General features: G+C 48.5%; 8 protein-coding genes. 3 read left to right on the forward strand and 5 right to left on the reverse strand.

Annotated elements, in window-relative coordinates; all coding sequences use genetic code 11:
• Positions 1-146: 146 nt before the first annotated feature.
• The gene (locus AACV32_RS16665; protein WP_170895447.1) at positions 147-1,337 is read left to right on the forward strand and encodes a 3-phenylpropionate MFS transporter; all 1,191 of its coding nucleotides are present in this window, start codon (positions 147-149) and stop codon (positions 1,335-1,337) included.
• A gap of 86 nt (positions 1,338-1,423) precedes the next feature.
• Complete coding sequence (locus tag AACV32_RS16670; protein WP_170895446.1) at positions 1,424-4,858, forward strand: PAS domain-containing hybrid sensor histidine kinase/response regulator; 3,435 nt, start codon at positions 1,424-1,426, stop codon at positions 4,856-4,858.
• Between the two features lie 97 nt (positions 4,859-4,955).
• On the opposite strand, the gene AACV32_RS16675 is transcribed toward AACV32_RS16670, so the two are convergent.
• Positions 4,956-6,659, reverse strand: a complete 1,704-nt coding sequence (locus tag AACV32_RS16675; RefSeq protein ID WP_017048884.1) for a sodium:solute symporter family protein — start codon at positions 6,657-6,659, stop codon at positions 4,956-4,958.
• 12 nt (positions 6,660-6,671) lie between these two features.
• Positions 6,672-6,938 carry a DUF4212 domain-containing protein gene (locus AACV32_RS16680; RefSeq protein ID WP_013855818.1) on the reverse strand — a complete coding sequence of 89 codons (267 nt, stop codon included), beginning with the start codon at positions 6,936-6,938 and terminating at the stop codon, positions 6,672-6,674.
• 387 nt (positions 6,939-7,325) lie between these two features.
• On the opposite strand from AACV32_RS16680, the gene AACV32_RS16685 reads away from it, so the two are divergent.
• A complete protein-coding gene (locus AACV32_RS16685; RefSeq protein WP_170895445.1) occupies positions 7,326-9,071 on the forward strand; it encodes a potassium/proton antiporter in 1,746 nt (581 codons plus the stop codon).
• A gap of 4 nt (positions 9,072-9,075) precedes the next feature.
• Here AACV32_RS16685 and AACV32_RS16690 read toward each other — a convergent pair whose 3' ends face one another.
• The 3 genes from AACV32_RS16690 to AACV32_RS16700 form a co-directional block, all read right to left on the reverse strand.
• Positions 9,076-9,705: a response regulator transcription factor gene (locus AACV32_RS16690; RefSeq protein WP_013855820.1), complete on the reverse strand. Its 630-nt coding sequence runs from the start codon at positions 9,703-9,705 to the stop codon at positions 9,076-9,078.
• Between the two features lie 238 nt (positions 9,706-9,943).
• On the reverse strand, positions 9,944-11,746 hold the full coding sequence (locus AACV32_RS16695) for a protein-disulfide reductase DsbD (protein WP_170895444.1): 1,803 nt from the start codon (positions 11,744-11,746) through the stop codon (positions 9,944-9,946).
• Positions 11,747-11,906: 160 nt separating this feature from the next.
• Positions 11,907-12,365 (reverse strand): arginine repressor, encoded by a 459-nt coding sequence (locus tag AACV32_RS16700; RefSeq protein WP_088718009.1) that lies wholly within the window; start codon positions 12,363-12,365, stop codon positions 11,907-11,909.
• Positions 12,366-12,585 lie beyond the last annotated feature (220 nt).

Consider the following 12,585-nt stretch of genomic DNA (forward strand, 5'->3'; position numbering starts at 1 on the left):
TCCAGACGACTTTGGTCTAATGAGTGATATGACCCGCAAGGTTGTGAATAAGGAAACAGATTTATCAGTAAACTTCCCTTTTTAGAATCTTAAACTGCCTGCATAATACGGCCGTTTTCTCTCCCTCGTTTTGTTCAGGATGAATCATGCTTAACCCCTCTCCATATGGTTGGATATCGCAGTACTTTATTGGTTTCTTCTTTGCGTATGGCGTTTACTTGCCATTTTGGGCGCTGTGGTTTGAAACCCAAGGTGTGTCTGCAACCGATATTGGCGTATTAATCGGTATGGGCTTTGCCACGCGTTGCGTCGCTAATTTGGTGATTACGCCGCGTATCCATAAGGCCGAGCTTCTTCTACCAGCACTGCGTTGGTTAAGTTTTGCGGCGTTTTTATTTATTGGTTTTCACTTCTTTACGGGCGGCAGTTTCTGGCTGATGGCGTTAGCTACTGTGTTGTTTAACCTTTGCTGTGGCCCCGTGGTGCCGCTATCCGATGCGATGGCTAACTATTATGCACGCTTAAAAATGCTCGATTATGGTCGCACTCGCTTATGGGGGTCGGTGGCTTTTATCGCTGGTTCTACTGTGGTTGGCGTACTTGTGGCACGTTATGGTTCTGACATGATCCTCTACACCGCCTTGGCTGGGGTGTTTGTTTCACTATTGATTAGCTTGCGCAATCCCAACCCAATGCCCGTGACGGTTGGTGATGCACATGCCGTCCGACCGAAACTGACGCAGTTATTGCGTGAGTGGCCAGTGATAAAATTCTTGATTCTAGCGGCGCTAATACAGGGCAGTCATGCGGCGTATTACAGTTTCAGTTCGATTCACTGGAAAGCGGCGGGGCATTCGGAAGAGCTGATTGGCTATTTATGGAGTTTAGGGGTTGCCGCTGAAGTCGCGGTATTTGCGCTCAGCAAACGCCTTTTTTCAGGCTGGTCACTACGCACATTATTTGTTGTCGCGTCGATTGGGGTTGTGGTGCGTTGGACCTTAATGGCGTCGACCACCGCGCTGCTTGCGCTAGGGACGATTCAACTGCTGCATGGGGTGACGTTTGCGATGGCGCATATAGCGGCGATTCAATACATTCAGCACGCACCGCAAAGCAAAATGGTGGCTATGCAAGCGCTGTATAACGCCATTCCACTTGGGGCATTTATTGCTTTGATGACCACCTTGAGTGGCTGGGGTTATGAACGCTGGGGCGCGAATGTATTTTGGGCGATGGCGGCAATGGGCATTTTGGCGCTGTTGATTAAAGTCGAACCCACATCATCCAATGAGTCAGGTACTGAGGTAATCAAAGCTGAGCCTGAAGCACAGAATTAACCTTAACTGATTGAGATTAAAAATTATCCTTAGTTAAATGAAGCCTCTTCTTTGAAGAGGCTTTTTTGAACCGATAAGGATATCAAATGCAAGGATGGATCGTCGTTCCCGTTTCGCTCGCTTACTTAGGCGTGCTGTTTCTCGTCGCTTGGTATGGTGATAGGCAAAGCCAATGGCTGGCGAAATGGCGACCGTGGATCTACAGCTTATCGATCGCGGTCTATTGCACCTCTTGGACTTTTTACGGCACTGTGGGTCAAGCGGCTAGCAACCCTTGGTCATTTCTGCCTATCTACATTGCGCCTATTTTAGTGTTTACCCTTGGCTGGCGTATGTTGGCGCGGCTGATTTTGATTGCGAAGCGCGAACATATTACCTCCATCGCCGATTTTATTGCTGCTCGCTACGGAAAATCGCAAGGATTAGCGGTAACCGTAACTTTGATTGCCGTGGTGGGCATTTTACCTTACATCGCCTTGCAACTGCGCGGCATCACTATGGGGCTTGAGATTGTCGCCCCCAACCTCGCTACGCAATTTGGTTATCAGAATTATCACGTCTCGTGGTTTGTGGTCGCGGCTTTAGCGCTATTTACTATGCTGTTTGGTACACGGCATATTGATAACACCGAGCACCACCGCGGCATGATGATGGCGATTGCGTTTGAATCGATTGTTAAATTGGTCGCTTTTTTAACCGTGGGCGGTTTCATCATTTATCTGGCTTCAAGCCGTGAAACGGTTGATCTAAGTGCGATTGCTCAGCAGACGTATCAAGCGCCCAACTGGCCAACGCTGTTGATCCACACCGTATTAACCATGATGGCGATCATCTGCTTACCGCGTCAGTTTCATACCATGGTGGTAGAAAATGAACGCGCGCAAGATCTACACACGGCGCGCTGGTTATTTCCTCTTTACCTGACTTTGATGGGGTTATTTGTTCTACCTATTGCATGGGTTGGGCAAAGTTTGTTAAGCGGCAGCCCTGCCGATACTTATGTACTCAGCGTGCCTATGTCGGTGGGCGCAGAGCAGATAGCCTTACTGGCGTTTTTAGGTGGCACATCAGCGGCCAGCGGCATGGTGATTGTCTCGACCATCGCATTGGCTATCATGGTTTCTAATGATTTGGTGATGCCGCTTCTGCTGCGCCGCATGCGCTTAACTCAGCGCAACTACCGTCATTTATCTGGGTTGTTGCTCAACATCCGTCGCGGGTTGATTCTGTTGCTGCTGCTTGGTGCTTGGGGCTTTTATCAGGCGTTGGATGCGATTGGTTCTTTATCGGCGATCGGTTTTCTCTCATTTGCGGCGATTACCCAATTTGCCCCTTCATTGATTGGTGGCATGTACTGGCGTGAAGGCAACCGCAAAGGCGTTTATGTTGGATTGGCGGTCGGTTTTACTGTGTGGCTAGTAACCTTAATGAGCCAAACCGACATGCTGGCGGGCGATGCACAAACTAACGTTCTGTTATGGATGATCACCCCGCCGGATTGGTTGGTGCAGATGGGGCTGAAAAACTCAGATTGGGGCATGATGCTCAGTGTTGCGCTCAACACATTCTGCTACGTTATTGTCTCTATGGTGACTCGTCCGAGTTTGAGTGAGCGTTTACAATCGGCCTCTTTTGTCGGTACGCCGCTGCCTGAGAGTGAGAATCTCAGCTTGTATCAAAGCCGCGTGACAGTGGCTGAGCTTGAAATGTTGGCCGCTCGTTTTGTGGGGCGCACTCGCGTTCGCACTGCCTTTCGCCAATATTGGAGCCAGCAGAGAGAGACGTTACTACCTAACCAACAAGCGCCATCTACCTTAATCCGTCATACAGAAAGAGTGCTGGCGGGGGTGTTTGGTGCTTCTTCGGCCAAATTGGTGCTCACTTCCGCACTACAAGGACGCAACATGCAGCTTGAGGAAGTGGCGACTATTGTTGATGAAGCATCCGAACTGTACGACTTTAGTCGCGGCTTATTGCAAGGGGCCATTGAGCATATTGGTCAAGGAATTACCGTGGTCGATAAAAAGCTACGGCTGGTGGCGTGGAATCAACGCTATCTCGAACTGTTTGAGTTTCCCGCTGGGCTGATTCAAGTGGGGCGGCCGATTGCGGATGTGATACGGCACAACGCGCAACACGGATTATGCGGCCCTGGTGACCCTGAGGATCACGTGCGGCGGCGGGTGTATCACCTTGAGCAAGGAACCAGACACACCTCGGCGCGTATTCGTCCTGATGGACGAGTTATTGAAGTGCAAGGCAATCCGATGCCGGGCGGCGGGTTTGTGATGAGCTTTAGCGACATCACCGTTTTTCGCGAAGCGGAGCAGGCATTAAAAGAGGCCAATGAAACCTTGGAAGAGCGCGTGCACCAACGAACCCTAGAGCTTGAAACCCTCAACAAACGCTTGGTGGCGGCAACTCAAAAATCAGACCAAGAATCGCAATCAAAATCGCGCTTTTTGGCCGCTGTCAGCCACGATTTAATGCAGCCGTTGAACGCTGCGCGCCTGTTTGCCTCTTCGCTCTCGGAGGTGGCCAAAGAGACGGAAGTGAAAACGTTGGCGGGTTATATAGAGAGTGCTCTGGGCGCGGCTGAAGATCTGATTGGTGATTTGCTGGATATTTCACGTTTAGAGTCCGGTAAGCTCGATGTGCATTCTCATAGCTTTGCTATTAATGATGTATTTTCGAATCTTAACGCTGAATTTAGCGCCTTAGCTAAGCAGCAAGGGATTGATTTTAAAGTGATCCCATCCTCGCTCTATGTGATGTCTGACCCTAAATTATTACGTCGCGTGGTACAAAACTTTCTCACTAACGCTTTTCGCTACAACCCTAAAGGTAAAGTGGTGCTGGGTGTACGCCGAGTGCGAGATCAGGTCAGGATTGATGTTTGGGATAATGGCATTGGTATCGAGCAAGATAAGCAGCAAGAAATCTTCGAAGAGTTTAACCGTGGTAGTCAAGTCCGTTCTGACCAAGGTTTGGGGCTCGGTTTAGCGATTTCAAAAGGCATTGCATATGTGCTGGGTCATGAAATTTCGATGCGCTCTTGGCATGGAAAAGGCAGCGTGTTTTCGCTCTCTTTGACGCGCGCTGAAGCTGTCAAACAGGCTCCGACCCTGGCGATAGAGCAAGGTATCCCATCTGATCTCAATCATCTGCGCGTACTGTGTGTGGACAACGAAGCTGATATTTTAGTCGGCATGAACGATCTGCTCGTAAGGTGGGGGTGTGATGTCAAAGTAGCAGCGGACTTACTGCAAAGCCTGAAAGCATTAGAAAACAATTGGTTGCCTGATGTTATTTTGTCGGATTACCGCTTAGATAATGGTCGCACTGGTTTAGAAGTGTTGCAGCAGTGTCGCTTGCGGCTTGGAGATAGCTTTGAAGGGGTCATCATCAGCGCTGATCGTACTGAAGAGATGATGGATGCGATTAAATCCAATGGCTTTAGCTTTATTCCCAAACCGATAAAACCACTCAAACTGCGCGCGCTGTTGAATCGAGTCAGTTAAGCATGCAGCATAAAGCCGATGCGTGGGCATCGGCTTTATGGTTGTTATCACACTTCACTGCGGAGCGAACATCGAGCATGACGCTCGCAGGTGAAGATTAGTGGTCGTGAGCTTGCCCCGCGCCTTTCGGGAAGCGGATTGACTCCACCATTTCTTGCACTTCGGTTGGAACTTCTGCGGTAAATTTATTCACCACAATCGATACCACGAAGTTCAAACACATACCTAACGTACCAATGCCTTCAGGGCTGATACCAAACAACCAGTTATCTGGCGTGCTGGCTGCCGGGTTAATGAATTTGAAGTAGATGATGTAGGTTGCAGTAAAGATAATCCCTGCGACCATGCCCGCGATCGCGCCTTCTTTATTCATCTTCTTGTAGAAGATGCCCAAAATAATGGCCGGGAAGAAGGAGGCGGCTGCCAAGCCGAAGGCAAACGCTACCACCTGAGCCACAAAACCCGGTGGGTTAATGCCTAGGTAACCAGCACCCACAATCGCAATGATGGCGGCTAAGCGTGCGGCTAACAGCTCTTGTTTATCGGTCATGTTTGGTTTGAAGCCTTTCTTCAATAAGTCGTGAGAAATTGACGTCGAGATAACCAATAAAAGACCTGCAGCTGTCGAAAGCGCAGCAGCTAAACCCCCAGCTGCGAGCAAGCCAACCACCCAGTTTGGCAGTTTTGCCAATTCAGGAGACGCCAATACGATGATGTCACGGTTAATGTTCATCTCGTTGCGCTCATCGCCAGAGTAGAACATACGACCGTCGTTGTTCTTATCTTTCCAGCTTACAAGGCCAGTATTCTCCCAGTTCTTAAACCAAGTAGGCGCGTCTGTTGCGGGTACGCCTTGCATGTCTGGGCCATTAATGGTCTCAATCATGTTCACGCGAGCAAAAGCAGCAACACCTGGCGCTGTGGTATATAGCAAAGAGATGAACAGCAATGCCCAACCTGCTGAGATACGCGCATCACGCACTTTAGGCACAGTGAAGAAGCGAATAATGACGTGAGGAAGACCAGCAGTACCCACCATCAAGGCTGCGCAGATAAAGAACACGTCAACCTTGCTCTTGTTGCCTTCGGTATAAGCGGTGAAGCCGAGCTCTTGAGTTAAGCCATCGAGTTTATCGAGTAGGTAAACATCGGTACCAGTAATGGTTGAGCCCATACCAATTTGTGGCAGAGGGTTACCTGTCATCATGATCGAGGTGAAAATGGCGGGAACAAGGAAGGCGAAAATGAGCACGCAGAACTGTGCAACTTGCGTATAAGTGATGCCTTTCATGCCACCGAGTACCGCATAGAAGAACACGATCCCCATACCGATGACGATACCAACGTTAATATCCACTTCGAGGAAGCGAGAGAATACCACGCCGACGCCGCGCATTTGCCCCGCAACATAAGTAAACGAGATAAAGATGGCGCAAAATACCGCCACCATACGCGCGGTCTTTGAGTAGTATCGCTCACCGATAAAATCTGGCACGGTGAACTGGCCAAATTTACGCAAGTAAGGTGCAAGGCAAAGTGCCAATAACACATAGCCGCCTGTCCAGCCCATCAAGTACACGGTACCATCATAGCCAATGAACGAGATGATACCCGCCATTGAGATAAATGAAGCGGCTGACATCCAGTCCGCTGCGGTTGCCATGCCGTTGGCAACAGGGTGAACACCACCGCCAGCAACATAGAATTCACTGGTCGATCCTGCACGGGCCCAAATGGCAATGCCGATATAGAGTGCAAACGTAATACCGACCAGAATAAACGTCCAAGTTTGAATATCCATTTCGTAAACCTCTTAGTCTTCCTGCACGTTGTATTTCTTGTCGAGCGCATTCATGCGCACAACGTAAATAAAGATCAAGGCGACAAAGGTATAGATGGACCCTTGTTGTGCGAACCAGAACCCTAGTTTGAACCCGCCTAAATGAATCGTATTAAGTGCGTCGACGAAAAGAACGCCTGCACCATATGATACCAAGAACCACACTGCCAGCAGTGAGCCCATAATTCCCAAGTTTTCCTTCCAGTAGGCTTGAGCATGTTCGGTTGATTGGAACGCCATGACCTTCTCCTTCGGTTTGCATATTGTAGTGTTAATTTAATGTTACGAAATTAAGATAGCAGTGAAAGGGGGGTGGGTCTGTGCAACTTTAGTCGGGAGGTTGTTTTTTCCAATTCATTGTAACTAAATGAAATTCCTCAATTTAGAAGGCCTTTCTTATGTTGAGTAAATGTTAAATTAGCCAAAAGTATAAGATCATAAGCTCTTGATTGGAAAATCGCTCATGGCGAGTTAACGATTTTTTATGTGGTTGGTTATTCATGCCGCGATAAAAACGATCAATGTTTACATAAAGTTGTCTTAAAAACGGATTAAACTAAGGCACAATGGAACGCGAATTTATGTTGGTTATTCAATCAATAATAATTAAATCAATAAGGAAGGAATATGGATGCAATTGCTATCAATGGTTTTTTTCTCGTAGGTGCTTTGCTGATTGCATTAAGTGTGTTGTTAAGTCCAGTCTCTTCTAAGTTAGGAATTCCTATTCTGCTCGTTTTTTTATTGGTGGGTATGTTGGCTGGGGAGGATGGCCCCGGTGGCATCTTATTTGATAATTATCCGATTGCTTATTTAGTCAGTAACTTAGCGCTTGCCATCATCTTATTGGATGGCGGCATGCGTACCCGTGTTGCCAGTTTTCGGATTGCCTTTTGGCCGTCAGTTTCGTTAGCGACGTTTGGGGTGGCGATCACCACCATTCTCACCGGCTTGATGGCGGCGTGGCTGTTTAATTTGGAATTGCTGCAAGGTATTTTGGTGGGTGCGATAGTTGGCTCAACCGATGCGGCGGCGGTTTTTTCCCTGCTTAAAGGGAGAAGCTTGAATGAGCGCGTCGGTTCAACGTTAGAGATTGAATCGGGCACTAACGATCCAATGGCGGTGTTTTTAACCGTGACATTAATTGCGGTACTGGGTAGCCAAGGCGATGATCTCAACGCAGGATTCTTGCTGCTGAGTTTTATCCAGCAATTTGGCCTCGGGGCTTTATTTGGATTGGCCGGAGGTTGGCTGCTCTGGAAGCTAATTAATAGCAATCAACTTCCAGAAGGGCTCTACTCCATTTTGGCCATCAGTGGCGGTTTGATTATCTTTGCGCTGTCCAATTCACTCGGCGGCAGTGGTATTTTATCCATCTACTTGACGGGTTTATTGCTGGGCAATAAACCGACTCGTTGCCGCTATTCCATTTTGAACGTACTGGATGGGATGACGTGGCTTAGCCAAATTGGTATGTTCTTAGTGCTTGGGTTATTGGTCACACCTTCTGAATTGCTGACCATTGCGGTGCCGGGCTTTGCGCTTGCCTTTGGTATGATTTTGTTTGCGCGCCCCATTTCTGTATGGATTGGTTTATTGCCATTCAAAGCATTTACTGCGCGTGAAAAGTGGTTTATCTCTTGGGTTGGACTGCGCGGCGCTGTGCCCATTATTTTAGCGGTTTTCCCAATGATGGCCGGTTTACCGAATGCGCAGCTCTATTTCAACTTAGCCTTCTTCGTGGTGATGGTGTCGCTAGTGGTACAAGGGGGAACCTTGATGAAAGCGGCCGCTTTGGCTCGCGTTGAACTACCGCCCAAACCTGAGCCAATTTCACGTACCGGTGTTGAGATATACCCGTGCAGCGAATGGGAAATGTTGGTCTATAAACTCAAACAAGATAAATGGTGTATTGGTGAGCCATTACGCAATCTCTCTATGCCTGAAGGAACACGTATTACCGCCGTGTTTCGTGATGAACAACTGCTTCACCCATCGGGCAGCACTAAGTTGCAAGAGGGCGATGTCTTGTGCGTGTTAGCACAGGAGAAAGATCTCGAATCACTGAGCAACCTATTCAGTGAAGCGCCAGAAAAAGCCTCGTTAGAGCGCTTCTTTGGTGACTTCTTTTTGGATGTGGATGCAAAACTCGTTGACGTTGCTGCCTATTATGGTTTGACGATTGAACACCTCAATCAAGAGATGACGCTCAACGATTTGCTGATCCAAGAGCTCGGAGCCACACAAGTACTGGGTGACCATTTTGAATGGCAAGGTCTGTATCTGGTCGTGGCGGACGTGGCCGATTGGCAAGCAACCAAAGTCGGTTTGCGATTACCTTTAGAAGAGACGTTAGATGAAGCGAGCGAGTAGCCGACTACTCGCCCAACTCATTGAGTAAAATTACTGCTTGAGTGCGGTTTTTAACCCCAAGTTTACGGAAAATAGCCGTCATGTGCGCTTTGATGGTTGCCTCAGAAACATTAAGCTCATAGGCGATTTGTTTGTTGAGTAGCCCATCAGAGAGCATGCCTAATACTTTGTATTGTTGCGGGGTTAAGGCGGCAATTTTCTTGGTTAAATCATTGCATGCGGCGTGATTGGCAATTAGCCCTTCAGGGAAAAATGGGTCACCGGCTAGGACTTGATTGAGCGCCGAGATCAGCGCGCGCATGTCACTCGATTTAGGAATAAAACCAAAGGCACCGTGGCTTTTTACTTGCGCCACCACCGAAGGTTCTTCACTGGCTGAAATCACCACAATCGGTAAATCAGGGTATTCAGCTCGCAAGTGAATCAGCCCTGACATCCCATTTGCGCCTGGCATTTTGAGATCCAACAATAGCAAATCCACATCGCTCTGTTTGGTTAATAAGGCTAACAGGGCATCTAGCGAATCCGCTTCCAATAAATTGGCACCGCTTATCGCCATATGCACCGATTGAAATAGCGCATTGCGAAACAGAGGGTGGTCGTCAGCAATGATGATGGTGTAGGTCGAATCCATGACGTTTTACACTTTTAGCAATGTCGTTAAATCGATTATTGACCGCGATCTCTCACTGAACAATCTTTATACGCTAAAAGTCTGAACTGTATCCACTTTTTGTCTGATACTTAGTAGTGACTGAGCCTGATCTGAGAGTGGTGTATGTCAGGCGGTTCGAGAAGAAGTGATGGTGTTCACGCGCCATTATTGCCGACTGTTGCAATGGCTGCTCAAACAGGCGGCAATAACGGGTACCTTAAAGCTGGTGGGCGATGAGGTGTGCTAAAAAGCGATCGGCTGGCATAAAACCGCTGATACGTGCGTTTGAAACGCGTTCACCTTGCGCATTCCAAAAATCAATCGTCGGTAACCCTAGCACGTTCATCGCCTTGAGCAGCTCAATATCTTGTGGCTGATTTTTGGTGACGTCCGCTTGTAATAGCACAAAGTTTTGCAGTTTCTGCGCGACCTCTTGCTGATGGAAAGTGTACTTTTCAAACTCTTTACACGCCACGCACCAGTCGGCGTAGAAATCGAGCATGACGGGTTTACCTGCTAATTTGGCTTGGCTCAACTGCAAGTTGAGCTCGGCAATATTATTCACCCGAATGAACTCGACATGGCTAGGGCTTGCTAGGTTGGTTTGTTCTGGCTTAAACCACACATCCAGTGCGGGTTGCGCTGAAGCAAACAGACCCAATACCGCAATAATGCCAACCATGCTCTGTTTCCAGCCACCAAACGGCAAGCTGTTTTTACAATGATAGAGCCAACCAAACGCGGCGATCCCAAGCGCGGACCAGAGCGCCGTTGACCACACTGGTGGCAATAAGCGTTCAAGTAAGAAGATCGGCGCAGCCAGTAAAATAAAGCCAAATAGTGTTTTGACTCTCTCCATCCAGCCACCGGCTTTGGGGAGTAGTTTGTTACCAAATACGGCGACCAAAATCAGCGGAATCCCCATGCCCATGGCTAAGGCATACAGTGCAATCGCCCCCGTGAATAGGTCGCCACTTTGCGCGACATACAGCAGCGCGCCAGAAAGAGGCGCGGTGGTGCACGGTGAGCAAACCAAACCGGAAATCGCGCCCATGGCAAACACGCCAAGACTGTTCCCGCCTTGCTGCTTATTACTCAGGCTGCTTAGCCACGTCTGCACTTTGCTTGGCAGTTGTAAGGTATAAACGCCAAACATCGACAGGGCGAGTAGCACAAATAGGGTACTGAGGCCAATCAGTACATAAGGGTGCTGCATCGCGGCTTGAAATTGTAACCCAGCCGAAGCGACGACTAGGCCAAGTACGGTATAAGTGAGCGCCATACCTTGCACGTAAATAAACGATAAAATCAACGCGCGCTGTTGTGAAAGTTGACCACGACCAAGCACGATACTGGTGAGGATCGGGTACATCGGGAGTACGCAAGGGGTAAAGGCGAGGCCAACGCCAAGTGCTAAAAAGAGCAGCGGTGTCCACCAAGAATCGGCGAGGCGGCTTGCTAGCCCGTCTTGTTCAGCCACGGGCGCTTTTGGTGAAGCTGTTTTGATTTTCGCTACATTGGCAGCCGTGTTGTTGTCAGAGCGAGTATCGCTTGCCACAGCTTGAAGGTCGATAATTCGCGTTTCTGGTGGATAGCAAAAGCCCGCTTTTGCACACCCTTGGTACTGGATAATTAATTTGGCGTTCGCTGCTGCACTGAGGAGCGGTATGTCGACAAACAGTGGCTCAGTATAAATCTTCACATCACCAAAAAATTCATCGTGATATGGCTGACCATCGAGCATCTCGATTTCACCAAGCTGTGCATTTTCGGCGCTGATACTGATCCGATCTTGGTAGAGGTAATAGCCTTGCTTGACCTGCCAATCTAAGAATACCTGTCTACCTTGCTGTTCGGCATGAAAAGGAAACGCTTGGTCAACTGGGACAAATTGATTGTCGGCTGAGGCCAAACCGAGGTTGTTACCACTATTGAATGGATTGTCATTGCCGAAGACCGCCAACGCAGGTTGGGAAAGTGTCAGCAGAGCTAGCAGTACAAAGGAAAAGAGTAGGCGCATACAAAAATCGAGTCTTCATTAGGTGAGTGTCATCTTAACCCAATCAGACCGCTTTTCGGCGCAATAAGTTTCACAGTGATGGAAAAATCGTCGCTGATGAGGCAGTGAAGCGAGAAAAGCCAAGTGAGGTTGTGGACCTCACTTGGCTGGGCGATGGGGGTTAAGCGACACCTAGGCGAGTTTTCACCACCGCTTCACACGCTTCAATATTATTGATGTCTTTGGGAATAATAAGCACAGTGTCATTACCACCGACCGTTCCTAAAATCTCAGTGTGGGGATCAATATCAACCAATCGCGCGACCAATTGAGCACTTCCAGGATGAGTTTTTACCACCACAGTGGATTGATTGTGAGTGATAAACTCAATTTGTGAGGCGATAGATGACTCAACACGCACTGGCGCGGTTTCGACCGTAATGCAGTACACTTTTTTGCCGCACGCATTTTGCACTTTCACCACACCAAGTTGGGAAAGCAAGCGTGACACAGTGGATTGGCTAATGCCTTCGTAGCCGAGCTCTATTAGCCTGAGTCGTAGCTCATTTTGGTTAGCAAAACTTTGTTGTTGTAGGATTTTTTTACAAGCGGAAGCTAACGTTTTGTCATCGGTTTGCATTGCGCCGTGGGGGATTTTTCTGTTCACGGGCGGTTCCTTTTATACACGCTACTGCGTCTGGGGTATCGGTGATCCTTACCATGCCAGCACACTCCCAAAGCCATAGAGTGTGAGTTCACGTTATGTTTAACGCCAATGGCGCAACGGTTGAGCATTGCTCTTTTCCCCTCTATAAGTGGTGGGGGATTATTATTGATGCCTGTAGCTTAACATTAATCAA

Source organism: Vibrio sp. B7 (assembly GCF_963888765.1).
Taxonomy (GTDB): Bacteria; Pseudomonadota; Gammaproteobacteria; order Enterobacterales; family Vibrionaceae; genus Vibrio; species Vibrio anguillarum.